Source organism: Mesorhizobium qingshengii (assembly GCF_027563465.1).
Lineage (GTDB): Bacteria > Pseudomonadota > Alphaproteobacteria > Rhizobiales > Rhizobiaceae > Mesorhizobium > Mesorhizobium qingshengii_A.
In genome coordinates, this window is sequence record NZ_JAPFQA010000006.1 from 201,011 (window position 1) to 214,696 (window position 13,686).

A 13,686-nucleotide genomic window follows, 5' to 3' on the forward strand; every position below is an offset into this window, starting at 1 on the left:
GCCGTCAGCAGTCGCCGCAAGGGATCGTCACGCTTCTGCGGGGACGCAGATAATAGGTCTCGCCCATCGATATGGCATTGAAAGCCGAGGTCAACCCAAGCTGCTGTTGACCGCCCGCCGACCAGGTGATGACCGGCTTGTAGTCGAGATTGCTTTCGACGCGGATGAGGAAGGTGCCGGCGACCTTGAGCGTTGCCGGGACCGTCGTGGCCGAGTTCGCGGCAGCGCCGACGCTCGTGGTGCCATTGACCAGCTTGCGTGACCATACCACCAGCACCTTCGGCGTTGCATCGGTCGTAACTTGTATTGCCGTGATCGTGATGCTTGGCGTCGAGCGGTTGTAGGGCTGAAGGGTGACGGTGCCGATCTTCATGATGGCGTCGAGATCCGCCTTGACGATGGTCGTCTGCTGCGTGACGAGATCAGCCACCATGCTGCCGACACGGCTGACCTTCTTGCTGGTCTCGATGGCTTGTGACGCCTCCATGGTGATGAAATACATGATCAGCAGGATAGGCATGATCAAGGCGAATTCGACCGCCGCGATGCCACGGCGATCGGAACAGAACCGGATCGCTTTGCGCCAAGTTCCCGTAATCCCCGGATGTGCCCCCGCACGCATCATGCCCATCACCCTTTCTTCTTTTGCCGTACGTGCATCCGCCGCGACCTCAGTTGCCGAACGGTTCATTCTGCCAAGTCACCGATGCGAAATGCAGGGTCTTGTTACCGCCCATCGACTGCGCCAACAGATCGGTCATGATCGGCCATTTGTAGAAGACCCGCAGCATGTTCCTCGATTCCGCCGGGCCCGGCGCAACAGTAAAGGACTGTGCGGCAGCGCCTTGCGTCAGCACGACGTCGTTGTTCTGGATCTTGAAGCCGGCCAACGCCGCGTCGGCGAACGTCGCGTATTGGCGAAGATCCACCAGCAGCTGATTGGGACAATCCTGGGAGACGATGATCTCCAGTTTTACGCAGATCTTGTCCCTCAAATTGTTTCCGGCGACGTCGGCCGCCCTTAACTGGCCGGTGCGCAACTGGCGCGCGATATCGTCGGTGATGTTGGCCATCACTTCCTGGCCGGCAAATGAAATGCAGCTTTCCAGAATCGCAAAGACAAGCAGCGCGAATGGGATTGCAAGGATTGCGAATTCCAATGCCGTGCTGCCGCGCCGGTCGCGGATAAAGCGAGCGAAAAACCGTGGGTGTTTCGCCTTGCGCTCGCCCGCGGACTCGATTTCCTTGCTCATGTCCCGGTCCTGCCGATCTCTAAAGGGTCTCGGAAGGAGTATTAGCGGAAACCAATTGAAGTCCGGTTTGAATGATCGTTAAAGTCGGCGTTGGCGTCTTAACCAGACGATAACCGGAACTGCACTCAGCCGCGCTATCCTACCGGCTGACACTCATCTCGGCTTCGGAGGATTTCTCCGCGTCGCTCTTGTAAGAGCTTTCGCAATAGGGCGTGCAGGACATGGTCTGGATTTCGGCGCGCCGATAGATACGGACGGACGAGGCGGCCTGCCGCACGACGGTAACCTGCTCGTCGACGATCGGGCTGCCGTCCGGATCGAGCACGACCAGATTGGTAACGCCGAAGCCCTTGCCGGTCAGCACGATCGTCGAGGCGTCCTGTACGGAAGCGTCGGCGATTGCCGGGTTGCCGACCACGATCGTGTCGGCGGGACGCGACAGTTTGACGATCTTGGCCTGGTTCATCGTGACCTCGATGCCGGGGCCGGCCATGGCGGGCATGGCGAAGGTCGTGGCGGCAAGAAGCACTGCAACCAGAATTGATGATCTCGGCTCGGCCATTGTGGCGCTCCACGCATGCAGACTGTTCAACGGAACATGAACGAGATTGGTGAACCAACGGTTAAGCGGGCGCTCTTGCCGATGATTGCCTTGGCCGACATGAGTGCATGCGTGACGAGGTCGGGTCCGGATCGCAAGCGCCAGCGACCCGGGAAACGGAAGGGTCGGCCAGCACTTAGCTCGGGATTAACCACGCAATAGGTTCGAACCGGGAAAGGAATCGGTAAGGCTGTTTATTAAGCCGATCGAAAGAGCTTCTCCCTAGATTGGCAGTATCCGATCAACCATCACAGAAGTTGACGGAAGTGCTGTAACACGTGGAGTAGGAGCTCTCGAATGTCTAAACTCGTTGCACGTTTTGTGAAGGACGAATCCGGCGCGACCGCTATCGAATATGGTCTGATCGCCGCTCTTATCGCGCTTGCCATCATCGTCGGCGCCGGCGCGCTCGGCAATGCAATCAACGCCAAGTTCACTTCTATCGGAACCACCCTGAACAGCAGCGGCGGCTGATCTGTCATAGTGCCGAGCGCTCAAGCCTGAGCGTTCGGATTGGGTTCTGGACAAGGGCCGCCACATGGCGGCCCTTGTTCTTTGCCGCAGCCAATACCAGTCGTCTTTTTGGTCCGAGCCTCATCAATCGTTAATCGAAGATGCCTAGATTGGACCCCGTGGAATCGGACAATAGGTATAGCGCCGATGCTTGAAGCCCTGATCTTCGTCGTCTTTCCGTTCTGCATGCTGTTTGCCGCGATCTCCGACATGCTGTCGATGACGATCGCCAATCGCGTGTCGGTGCTGCTTGTCGTTGTCTTTGCTTTGGTCGCCCCCCTGACCGATATGGGCTGGGCTGCCTATGGCGGGCACTTCGCCGCCGGCGCCCTCGTCCTGGCCGTGACGTTCGGCCTGTTCGCGATGGGTGGCATGGGTGGCGGCGACGCCAAACTGCTGGCCGCCACCGCGGTGTGGATGGGGCTCAACGTGCATCTCGTCGAGTATCTCGTGGCCTCGACACTCATCGGCGGCCTGCTGACGCTGGCTGTCCTCCTTTACCGGAAATCGCCGCTTTCGACCGTTACCGGCCGAAACCCGTTTCTGCGCCATTTCGCCGACGAGACGACGGGCGTTCCCTATGGCATCGCGCTTGGCCTTGGCGGGTTGGTGACCTATCCGGATTCGCCCTTGATGGTGTGGGCGCTGACGAAGCTGGCGACCTGAACGCGCCTGATTTCCATGACCACCTGCGCTGTCGCGGCCGGCCTTCAACAAGGTCGGGGCCGCGATCTTGTCCGGTCCGCACACATTTCAGCTAATTTATGTAAACCTTAAATTAATCACGATCGTAAGCATTGCATTAACCTTGTTTTGACGATTGCCGCTGCAAAGTCCGGCTTGGCTACGTGGTTTGCCAGGGCGAGGGTTCGGACAGATGCCAGCATCGCGATTGATTATTCTGAGCGTGGCGGTTGCCGCGGCGGGTGGCGCTGGCTATGTCGCGAAAAACATGGTGGCGGCACCGCCCCCGCAGGTCACCGTCGAATCCGGCCCAAAGGCCCCGGCGGTGGCTCTGCAGGATGTGCTCGTGCTTTCGGGCGATGTTCCGATGGGCAACCCGCTCGAAAACAACATTGCCTGGCAATCCTGGCCGGCCGACGGCATCAACGCGAACTTCATCACCCGCGCAGCCGAACCCGAAGCGTTGGAGAAGCTGAAGGGTTCCGTTGCCCGTATGACGATGTATACCGGGGAGCCGCTGCGCCGCTCCAAGCTGATCGGCGAGGGGCAGAGCTTCATGTCGTCGATCCTTCCTTCCGGCATGCGGGCGGTCGCCACGGCCATCTCGGCCGACACGTCGGCCGGCGGCTTCATTCTCCCGAACGATTTCGTCGATGTCATCATGACCCGCAAGGCTGATGCCAGCGGTGGCGGCACCGGCTTCAACACCGAAACCATCCTCAAGAACATCCGCGTCCTGGCAATCGACCAGACCATCCAGGAAGATGAGGAAGGCAAGAAGACCAGGGTGGGTCAGACCGCTACGCTGGAGCTGACACCGCGGCAGGCGGAGATCATCACGGTTGCCCAGCAGATGGCGGATCGCCTGACCCTGGCGCTGCGGGCGATCTCGGACACCCAGGAAAAGAATGTCGACGAGGCCGACTATCTCGTTTCCGGTAATGGCCGGAGGGGAACGGTGAGGCTGATCAAGTCGGGCGAAGTTTCCGAAGTAGGGGCAAGGAAATGAGGCTAAATGGTAAACTGCCGGCGATTGTAGCCGCGGCATTCGGCCTGCTGCTGGTCGGAACGAATGTGCAAGGCGTTGTCGAGGCAAAGAACGCGCAGGTCACTGCATCGACGGCCACCCAGCGCGTCAAGCTCGGCCTCAACAAATCGGTGGTCATCGACCTGCCGAACGATGCCTACGACATTCTTGTCGCCAACCCGGCGGTCGCCGATGCGGTGACCCGCACCGCAAGGCGCATCTATCTGTTCGGCAAGGCGGTCGGCGAGACGAACATCTTCGTCTTCGGTCCGAATGGCGAACAGATCGTCAGCCTGGATCTGGCCGTCGAACGCGATGTCGCCGGCCTTGAGGGTTATATCAAGCGCTTCCTTCCGACGTCGACGATCAAGGTGGAACTGCTGAACGACAACGTCGTCCTGACGGGAACGGTCGACACGCCTCTGGACGCGAAACGGGCGGTCGACCTGGCGACGATCTTCGTCTCGGGTGGTGAAGCGACGACGGGACAATATTCGCAAACGGCGTCCGGCGGCTCTGCCCAGGGCGGTGTCGACATCAACAATCCCGACCAGGAGCGCCGCGTCAGCAAGATCGTCAACCTGCTGCAGATCATCGGCGACGATCAGGTCACGCTGAAGGTGACGGTCGCCGAAGTCAGCCGCTCCGTCATGAAGCAGCTCGGCGTCAACATGGTCGGCAGCGGCGGCAGCAACGGCATCAGCTACGGCGCGCTCAGCGACAATTTCACCGGCCTCGGCAAGCAGCTGTCGAATTCGGGCTTCAACATCGGCGCCTCGGGTCTGCAGGCCTATATCAACGCCATGGAGCAGTCCGGGGTCATGAAGACCTTGGCCGAGCCGACCTTGACCGCCGTATCCGGCGAGAAGGCGACCTTCAAGGTCGGCGGCGAATACAACATGGTGAGCGGTGTCTCCCAGAACGTATCCACCGACAATCAGACTGGCTTGAAGACCTATACCGTCGACAAAATCGAGTACGGCATAGGCCTGGAATTCCAGCCGGTGGTGTTGTCCCCCGGCCGCATAAGCCTGAAAGTCAGGACCTCGGTTTCCGAGCCGACGACCGAAGGGTCGGTGTCGTTGTCCGAGGGCGTGACGAGCCCCGGCATGAATGCGCTGTCGCTGCGCAAGCGTCTTGCCGATACGACGGTCGAACTGCCCTCGGGCGGCTCCATGATGATCGCCGGCCTGGTTCGCGACGATGTCAGGCAAGCCGTCAACGGGTTGCCCGGACTGACGAAGATTCCCGTGCTCGGCGCGCTCTTCCGCAGCCGGGACTTCGTGCGCAACGAGACCGAGCTGGTCGTCATCATCACGCCTTATCTGGTGAAGCCGGTGGCGCGCAACGACCTTGCCAAACCGGACGACAATTTCAACGCTGCCAGCGATGGCGCCGGCATGTTCCTTGGCCGCGTCAATCGTGTCTACGGCACCATGCAAACCGACAAGCCCAACGGCCGTTACCACGGCGTTGTCGGCTTCATCTACAAGTGAGCGGGGAAGCGCACATGTTCGAGTCAGCATTGAAGGCAGGGGCCATCGCCACAACGATGCGCGTCGGTCGTTTGCACCGGCGAGCCGTTCCGGTCCTGGCGGTGGCGGTCGCGGCGCTGCTGGCCGGCTGCGCCCAAAGGGACAGCATTACTGTCGGCGCCATTCCGGACGACTATCGCACGAACCATCCAATCGTGATCGCGGAGAAGAATCTGAAGATCGACCTGCCGGTCGGCGCCGGCGACCGCGGCATGACCGGCTCCCAGCGCGATACGCTCCTGGGTTTCCTAGAAGGCTACGACAAGAGTGCCGCTCCGGCATTGACGATCCAGGTCCCGAGCGGTTCGGCCAACGAGGTTGCCGCGACGGCCGCCGCCCGCGACTTTGCCCGTCTCGCGGTCGCCAGCGGCGTCAAGCGGAACCGGATCGTCGTCACCTCCTACCAGGCCGCCTCGAGCGAGGCATCCGCACCGGTTCGCGTCGCCTATGTCTCGGTGAGAGCCCAGACCGACAAATGCGGACGCTGGCCCGCTGACCTGGGCGATACGTCGGAAAACAAGCACTACGCCGACTTCGGCTGCTCCTATCAGAACAATCTTGCCGCCCAGATGGCCAACCCGGCCGATCTGCTCGGCCCGCGGAAGCCTTCCACCATCGATGCCGAAAATCGCGGCGCGGTGATCGATATCTACCGTACGAGAGGCATTTCGGGCGAGTTCCTCGGCAATTCGGAAGTGACGTATTGAGCCACGCCAGTCTCGGACAGAACAGGCCACGGGAAAGAGCATGACCATGAGCAACCTTGCCTACGACGCTTCGGTGGATGGCGGCGACACCTCGCAGCAGGACATCGCTGCGATGCAGGCATTGCGGCCGATTCCGCGCATCTCGATCCAGGCATTCTGCGAGACCGAGGGCGTTGCCAATCCGGTCGAGCGCGCCGGCGAGGATCGCCGCATGGCGAAGGCGCACCTCAAGGTCCATATGGGGGGCGTCCCCACCGCCATCGAATTCTACCAGTCGGCGCCGACACCCAACCTGATCCTGCTGGAATCGCGCAGCGAACCGAAGCAACTGCTGGAGCAGCTCGCCCAGCTCTCCGAATATTGCGATCCGACCTCGAAAGTGGTGGTGATCGGTCATTACAACGACGTCGGTCTCTATCGCGAGCTCATCCGCAACGGCATTTCCGAATATGTGATCGCGCCGGTTTCGATGGCCGACATCGTCAGCGTGGTGTCGTCGATCTTCGTCGATCCGGAAGCCGAGCCGCTCGGCCGCTCGATCGCTTTCGTCGGCGCCAAGGGCGGCGTTGGCTCCTCGACGATTGCCCACAATGTGGCCTGGGCGATGTCCTCGCTGTTCAAATCCGAAGTGGTCGTCGCCGACCTCGATCTCGCCTTCGGCACGGCCAACATCAATTTCGATCAGGACCCGGCTCAGGGCATCGCCGAGGCGGTGTTTTCACCCGAACGCATCGATGAAGTCTATCTCGACCGGCTGCTGACCCAGTGCGCCGAGCACCTGTCGCTTCTGGCAGCACCTTCGACCCTGGAACGGGTCTATGACTTCGATCCCGAGGCCTTCGCCCAGCTCATCGACACCGCACAGCGCAGCGTGCCGCTCCTGGTCCTCGATATTCCGCATGTCTGGACGGGCTGGGCCAAGAACACCCTGATCAAGGCCGACGAGATCGTCATCACCGCGACGCCGGAACTGGCCAATCTGCGCAACACCAAGAACCTGGTCGACATGCTCAAGCGGCTACGTCCCAACGACCCGCCGCCGAAGCTGATCATCAACCAGGCTGGCGTCCCCAAACGCCCGGAGATTTCGCCATCCGATTTCGCCGAGCCGCTGGGCTTGTCGCCGATGTCGGTGATCGGTTTCGATCCGCTGCTGTTCGGCAATGCCGCCAACAACGGACGCATGCTCGGTGAAATGGATGCCAAGAACCCGGTCGTCGCAATGATCAACGAAATTGCGCATGTGCTGACCGGGCGCAGTGAGATCAAGGCGAAGAAGAAAGCCGGGCTTGGCACTCTGCTCGGCAAACTCTCGCGCAACAAGAAGTGACATTTCAGCGGTGGAATCGGTAGCCGATCATGTTTGGTAAAAGAGGCAGCGACGACGGAAACCGGTTCAAGCCGGAATTTCGCCAGCCAGCACCGGCGCCTGTCGCGCCGGCGGCTGCAAGTTCCGTGGACACGGCTGTTCTAGCCCGGCCCACGGCTCCGGCGCCAAGCGCATTTGTCGCGCCGCCGGCCCGCCGCGCCGTGGAGGCGCCGCCATTGGCGCCGGAGCCGAAGCGGATACAGCGCGAAAAGAGCGAAACCTACTACGACACCAAGAGCCAGGTCTTCTCCGCGCTCATCGATACGATCGATCTGTCGCAGCTTGCCAAGCTTGATCCCGAAAGCGCCCGCGAGGAAATCCGCGACATCGTCAACGACATCATCGCGATCAAGAATTTCGCGATGACCATCGCCGAGCAGGAAGAACTGCTTGAGGACATCTGCAACGACGTGCTTGGCTATGGGCCGCTCGAGCCGTTGCTTGCACGCGACGACATCGCCGACATCATGGTCAACGGATCCAAGAACGTCTACATCGAAGTCAACGGCAAGGTCGAGCAGACCGGCATCCGCTTCCGTGACAACCAGCAGCTTCTCAACATCTGCCAACGCATCGTCAGCCAGGTTGGCCGCCGTGTCGACGAATCCAGCCCGATCTGCGACGCGCGTCTTCCCGACGGCTCCCGTGTCAACGTCATCGCGCCGCCGCTCTCCATCGACGGCGCCGCGCTCACCATCCGCAAGTTCAAGAAGGACAAGCTGACGCTCGATCAACTGGTCAAGTTCGGCGCCATTTCACCGCAGGGAGCCGAGGTTCTCAAGATCATCAGTCGTGTTCGCTGCAACATCGTCATCTCGGGCGGTACCGGTTCCGGCAAGACGACGCTGCTCAACTGCCTGACCAACTATATCGATCGCGACGAACGCGTCATCACCTGCGAGGACTCGGCCGAGTTGCAATTGCAACAGCCGCATGTCGTGCGCCTTGAAACCCGTCCACCCAACCTCGAGGGCGAGGGTGAGGTGACGATGCGCGACCTCGTGAAGAACTGCCTGCGCATGCGGCCCGAGCGCATCATCGTCGGCGAAGTGCGCGGACCTGAAGTGTTCGACCTTCTGCAGGCGATGAATACCGGCCATGACGGCTCGATGGGAACGATCCACTCGAACAGTCCGCGCGAATGCCTGAACCGTATGGAATCCATGATCGCAATGGGCGGCTATTCGCTGCCGCAGAAGACCGTGCGCGAAATCGTTGTCGGCTCCATCGACGTGATCATCCAGGCGGCGCGCCTGCGCGACGGATCGCGTCGCATCACCCACATCACCGAGGTGATCGGGATGGAGGGCGACGTCATCATCACGCAGGACATCATCCTCTACAACATCAAGGGCGAGGACGCCAATGGCAGGCTGCTGGGAGAACATGTATCGACCGGCATCGGCCGCCCGCATTTCTGGGAGCGGGCTCGCTACTATGGCGAGGAGCAGCGCCTCGCCATCGCGCTCGAGGCGATGGAGAAACGCGCTGACTGACGCATCTGGAGGCGTGAAGGTTCTGGCCAATGTTCGGAATTGACGGCACCGTACTGGCGTTTGTCGTGCTCGCCGGCCTCAGCGCCGGCGCGGTCGCCTATGCATTCCTGTTCACCCGGATCAGCAACGAGAAACAGGTCGGCAAGCGGCTTGAAACGATCAAGAGCGCCGAGACGGACCGTTCCGTCGTCAAGGCCTCACGTGACCGCGTTGCGGAAGCCGCCAAGCGGCGCAAATCGGTTCAGGATTCGCTGAACGAGCTCGATGCGAAGCAGAAGTCCAAGGACAGCGCCGTCAGGAAACCGCCGCTGAAAGCCCTGCTTCGTCAGGCCGGCCTGAAAACCACCGTCGAGCGCTTCTATATCTACTCCGCCATATGCGGCCTCGCCTTGACGATTGTCGCCTTTGTGGCCGGAGCACCGTTGTTCCTCTTGCCAGGTGTTTTGCTGGCCGGCGCCCTCGGCCTGCCGCGCTGGTTCGTCTCGTTTCGTCGCGCCCGACGGGTCAAGGCGTTCCTCAACGAATTTCCAAACGCGCTCGATATCATCGTGCGCGCGGTCAAATCCGGCCTGCCGCTGAACGATGCCGTGCGCCTGATCGCCAACGAATCTCCAGAGCCCGTGAAGACCGAGTTTCGCCGCGTCGTCGATTCGCAACAGATGGGCCTGTCGATCCCCGAAGCGACATTGCGCATGCCCGAGACCATGCCCTGCACGGAGGCAAGCTTCTTCGGCATCGTCATCCAGATTCAGTCTCAGGCCGGCGGCAATCTCTCCGAGGCGCTGGGCAATCTTTCGCGCGTGCTGCGCGATCGCAAGAAGATGAAAGCCAAGGTCCAGGCACTGTCGATGGAGGCGAAGGCGTCCGCCGCCATTATTGGCGCGCTGCCTTTCATCGTCGCATTCCTCGTCTACCTGTCGAGCCCGACCTACCTGATGCCGCTGTTCAACACCAGCGTTGGAAACCTGATCCTTGGGTGCGCGGCGGTCTGGATGTCGATCGGCATCCTCGTGATGCGCAAGATGATGAACTTCGATGTCTAGGATGTCAGCATGACCGACCAAGTCGTCAAATCCCTGACGGATCCGAGCTTCCTGATAGCGTTGCTGGTCGGTATAGCGGTGTTTGCGACCGTCTTCACCTTGCTGCCGGCGTTTGGCGGAAACCAGCTCAAGTCACGCATGAAATCGGTTGCGCTGGAACGTGACGAACTGCGTGCCAAGCAGCGCGCCCGGCTTGCCGTCGAGGCGGATCGCCGCCGCAAGGGCCTGCGCGAGGAACAGTCGGTTGGCATGCGCAACATTGTCGACCGGCTGGACCTGCGGCGCGCACTGGCCGACGAGGGCACCTTGCAGAAGCTCAAGGTGGCGGGGTTTCGCGGGCAGAATCCGCTGACGCGGTTTCTTTTCTTCCGCCTCGTGCTTCCTTTTGTTGGCTTCGGGTTGGCGCTTGTCTACCTGTTCGTGCTCGGCGGCTTGCCCGACAAGCCGCTCGTCATCAAGCTTTTCGTTTGTATCCTGGTTGCCTATGGCGGCTTCTACGCACCGGTCGTCTATGTCAACAACCGTGCCACCAAGCGCAAGCAGTCGATCCAGATGGCATGGCCGGACGCGCTCGACCTGATGCTGATCTGCGTCGAATCGGGCATGTCGGTGGAAGCGGCCCTGCGCAAGGTCGCCGACGAGATCGGCGCGCAATCGGTGCCGCTGGCGGAAGAATTCATCCTCACCAACGCCGAGCTTTCCTATTTGCAGGAGCGCAAGCAGGCTTACGAGAACCTGGCAAGCCGCACCGGCCTGGAATCGGTCAAGTCGGTCTCGCAGGCGCTCGTTCAGGCAGAGCGTTACGGCACGCCGGTGGCGCTTGCATTGCGCGTGCTTGCCGCCGAAAGCCGCGACATGCGTATGAACGCGGCCGAGAAGAAGGCCGCTGCCTTGCCGCCAAAGCTCACCGTGCCGATGATCCTGTTCTTCCTGCCGGTGCTTTTCGCCATCATCCTGGGCCCTGCCGGTATCCAGGTCAGCCAGCGCGGCATCTTCGGCGATCATTCGGGATCGGCGTCATCCGCCAAGTAGCGGCGAGGCACGTCCCTCCACGAAAAGACGAAGAAGCCGCGCTGAACGCAGCGCGGCTTCTTCGTTCATTCAGGGTCGTTGCAGATCGTCGCCTCAGTTGGTCGCCGACTTGGGCTTGTCCTGATCCTTGAGTTGGGTCCAGGCATTTTGCTGAGCCAGCATCTGGCGCAGATAGGCGACGTTTGCCTGCGCCTGTTCGGGCGACAGTTCCTGCGAGGCGATCTTCTCGGCTTCGTCGAAACGGCCTTGCAGGCCAACGACGAGCGCCAGGTTCTGACGGACCCGGCTGTCGGCGTTCGGCTGCTGCGCGGCGGAGCGCATATAGGTTTCAGCCGTGCGCAGGTCGCCTTCCAGCACATAGGACATGCCGAGATTGGAGAGCACGGAAGGCTCGTTCGGCTTGAGTTCGAGCGCCTTGCGGTAAAGCTGGCGGGCGTCAGCTTTCTGGCCGATCTGGTCGAGAATGGCCGCCTCGGCCGACACCAGCCTCCAGTCGGGATATTCCGGCGTCTGGGCGCGGCGTACGGCGTCCAGCGCGGCTTCGAACTGGCCATTGGCGGCCAGCGCCTTGCCATAGGCGGCGAGCACGTCGCGATCCTTCGGCAAGGTGATCGCCAGCTTGCGCATGACGGCGAGCGACTGGTCGGCGTCGCCATCCATTTGCAGCGCGGCGGCGAAGTTTGTCGCGATTCGCTTGTCGTTGGGGTTCCTGGCGTAGGACTGGCCAAGCGACGCGGTGGCGTTGTGCAGTTCTCCGGCCGACATGGTTTCCAGCGGCTTGCCGCTGGTGCGCCCGATCGAGCCGGTGGTGAGCTTGCTGGTTCCACAGCCGGCAACGCCAGCCGCGAGCGCCAGCATGAGGGCCGTGGTGATGAGCCGCTTTCCCGTGGCGTTGATCGTGCGGTTGGTCGGCATCGGCACCGGGCCTCCATTATGCGCGGCCATTGCGTGGCCGTCTTTCCTCCCGCAGAAATATTCTGTTAACCCTAACGGATGGTTAAGAACGCCGACTCGGAATCCCGTCGGACGGAGAACATTGAATGCCTGTCGAACTCGTCGAAAAGAAAATGCAGGGTGCGCTGCCGGTCCACCTGGTCGCCAGGGACGGTCTGGAGACCGCCGGTCTGGCGCCATCCGCCGTCGCCTGGGCCAAGGCGAATGGCTTTTCAGGCGAGGTGGGCAGGACGTTGGTCATACCCGGTGAAAATGGGGCGCTCGGCGGTGCCTTGTTCGGTGTCGGTGAGGGCGAGGGTGCACTCGCTCTCGGCGCTCTGTCGAAAGCCCTGCCGGAAGGCGACTGGCATTTCGCTTCGGCACCGGCCGAGCCGGAACTCGCGGCAATCGCGTTGGCGCTCGGCGGCTATGTCTTTACCCGATACGGCAAGAAGCCTGGCAAGGCGCTGCGTTTCGAGCTGCCGGCCGGGGTCGATGCGGGGCGTGTTCGCCGCATCGCCGACGGCGTCTTCCTGACGCGCGATCTGGTCAACACACCGACCAGCGACATGGGGCCGGAGGATCTGGAGAAGGCGGTGCGGACCCTGGCCGGAGCCCACAAGGCCGATGTCTCCGTGATCAAGGGCGACGATCTGCTCAAGCAGAATTTCCCGATGATCCATGCCGTCGGCCGTGCATCCGCCGGCGCGCCGCGCCTGATCGACATGAGATGGGGGCCGCGAAGCGCGCCGAAGGTGACGCTGGTCGGCAAGGGCGTCTGCTTCGACACTGGCGGTCTCGACATCAAGCCGTCCTCCGGCATGCTGTTGATGAAGAAGGACATGGGCGGTGCCGCCAATGTGCTCGGTCTGGCTTCGATGATCATGGCCGCCGGGCTGAACGTGCGGCTGCGCGTGCTCATTCCCGCGGTCGAGAATTCGATCGCCGGCAACGCCTTCCGGCCCGGCGACGTGCTGACGAGCCGCAAGGGCATCACCGTCGAGATCGGCAATACGGACGCCGAGGGGCGGCTGGTGCTGGCGGACGCCCTGGCGCTGGCCGACGAGGAGGAACCGCAACTGCTGGTCGACATGGCGACGCTGACCGGAGCTGCCCGTGTCGCGCTAGGCCCCGACCTGCCGCCGTTCTACACTGGTGATGAGGCGCTGGCCTCGGAACTGGCCTTGGCATCGCTGACGGTCGAGGATCCGCTGTGGCGCATGCCGCTGTGGCGGCCCTACGACGCGAAACTGTCGTCGAGGATCGCCGACATCAACAATGTCACCACGGATGGTTTCGCCGGCTCGATCACCGCGGCGCTGTTCCTCAAGCGCTTTGTCGAGAAGACCACGAGTTGGGCGCATTTCGACATCTTCGCCTGGAACCCCGCCGATCGTTCGCATGGCCCCGCCGGCGGCGAGGCGCAGGGCATTCGCACATTGGAGCGGATCATCTCGACACGCTTTGGCTGAGGTTTCCGCCGTTTTAAAGTC

General features: G+C 61.8%; 14 protein-coding genes. 10 read left to right on the forward strand and 4 right to left on the reverse strand.

All coding sequences use genetic code 11. The features are described from left to right. Positions 1–4 precede the first annotated feature (4 nt). From OOJ09_RS16200 to OOJ09_RS16210, 3 genes are all read right to left on the reverse strand, one after another. Positions 5–625 (reverse strand): TadE/TadG family type IV pilus assembly protein, encoded by a 621-nt coding sequence (locus OOJ09_RS16200; RefSeq protein ID WP_269906273.1) that lies wholly within the window; start codon positions 623–625, stop codon positions 5–7. A 46-nt stretch (positions 626–671) separates the two neighbouring features. After that, the gene (locus tag OOJ09_RS16205; protein WP_269906139.1) at positions 672–1,253 is read right to left on the reverse strand and encodes a TadE/TadG family type IV pilus assembly protein; all 582 of its coding nucleotides are present in this window, start codon (positions 1,251–1,253) and stop codon (positions 672–674) included. 139 nt (positions 1,254–1,392) lie between these two features. Then, on the reverse strand, positions 1,393–1,815 hold the full coding sequence (locus OOJ09_RS16210; RefSeq protein WP_269906140.1) for a pilus assembly protein N-terminal domain-containing protein: 423 nt from the start codon (positions 1,813–1,815) through the stop codon (positions 1,393–1,395). Positions 1,816–2,151: 336 nt separating this feature from the next. Here OOJ09_RS16210 and OOJ09_RS16215 point away from each other — a divergent pair, with 336 nt between their 5' ends. The 9 genes from OOJ09_RS16215 to OOJ09_RS16255 all read left to right on the forward strand — a co-directional run bounded on the left by OOJ09_RS16215 (position 2,152) and on the right by OOJ09_RS16255 (position 11,260). After that, positions 2,152–2,328, forward strand: a complete 177-nt coding sequence (locus OOJ09_RS16215; RefSeq protein WP_256748915.1) for a Flp family type IVb pilin — start codon at positions 2,152–2,154, stop codon at positions 2,326–2,328. Positions 2,329–2,514: 186 nt separating this feature from the next. Further along, entirely contained in the window at positions 2,515–3,033 is a 519-nt protein-coding gene (locus OOJ09_RS16220; RefSeq protein ID WP_269906141.1) for an A24 family peptidase, read from the forward strand. Between the two features lie 211 nt (positions 3,034–3,244). Beyond that, on the forward strand, positions 3,245–4,060 hold the full coding sequence (gene cpaB, locus OOJ09_RS16225; RefSeq protein ID WP_269906142.1) for a Flp pilus assembly protein CpaB: 816 nt from the start codon (positions 3,245–3,247) through the stop codon (positions 4,058–4,060). Then, complete coding sequence (locus tag OOJ09_RS16230; protein ID WP_269906143.1) at positions 4,057–5,574, forward strand: type II and III secretion system protein family protein; 1,518 nt, start codon at positions 4,057–4,059, stop codon at positions 5,572–5,574. Before cpaB ends, OOJ09_RS16230 begins: the two co-directional genes overlap by 4 nt. Positions 5,575–5,588: 14 nt before the next feature. Further along, the gene (locus tag OOJ09_RS16235; RefSeq protein ID WP_269906144.1) at positions 5,589–6,320 is read left to right on the forward strand and encodes a CpaD family pilus assembly protein; all 732 of its coding nucleotides are present in this window, start codon (positions 5,589–5,591) and stop codon (positions 6,318–6,320) included. A gap of 40 nt (positions 6,321–6,360) precedes the next feature. Continuing rightward, positions 6,361–7,650, forward strand: coding sequence for an AAA family ATPase (locus OOJ09_RS16240; protein WP_269906145.1), 1,290 nt, complete (start codon positions 6,361–6,363; stop codon positions 7,648–7,650). A 29-nt stretch (positions 7,651–7,679) separates the two neighbouring features. After that, on the forward strand, positions 7,680–9,185 hold the full coding sequence (locus OOJ09_RS16245) for a CpaF family protein (protein WP_269906146.1): 1,506 nt from the start codon (positions 7,680–7,682) through the stop codon (positions 9,183–9,185). Positions 9,186–9,214: 29 nt separating this feature from the next. After that, entirely contained in the window at positions 9,215–10,228 is a 1,014-nt protein-coding gene (locus OOJ09_RS16250) for a type II secretion system F family protein (RefSeq protein WP_269906147.1), read from the forward strand. A 9-nt stretch (positions 10,229–10,237) separates the two neighbouring features. Next, entirely contained in the window at positions 10,238–11,260 is a 1,023-nt protein-coding gene (locus tag OOJ09_RS16255; RefSeq protein ID WP_091579676.1) for a type II secretion system F family protein, read from the forward strand. Between the two features lie 93 nt (positions 11,261–11,353). Here the strand turns inward: OOJ09_RS16255 and OOJ09_RS16260 are convergent, their stop codons facing one another. Then, the gene (locus OOJ09_RS16260) at positions 11,354–12,175 is read right to left on the reverse strand and encodes a tetratricopeptide repeat protein (protein WP_269906274.1); all 822 of its coding nucleotides are present in this window, start codon (positions 12,173–12,175) and stop codon (positions 11,354–11,356) included. A gap of 125 nt (positions 12,176–12,300) precedes the next feature. Between OOJ09_RS16260 and OOJ09_RS16265 the strand changes: the two genes are divergently transcribed. Beyond that, positions 12,301–13,665 carry a leucyl aminopeptidase family protein gene (locus tag OOJ09_RS16265; protein WP_269906148.1) on the forward strand — a complete coding sequence of 455 codons (1,365 nt, stop codon included), beginning with the start codon at positions 12,301–12,303 and terminating at the stop codon, positions 13,663–13,665. The last annotated feature ends 21 nt before the right edge of the window (positions 13,666–13,686 follow it).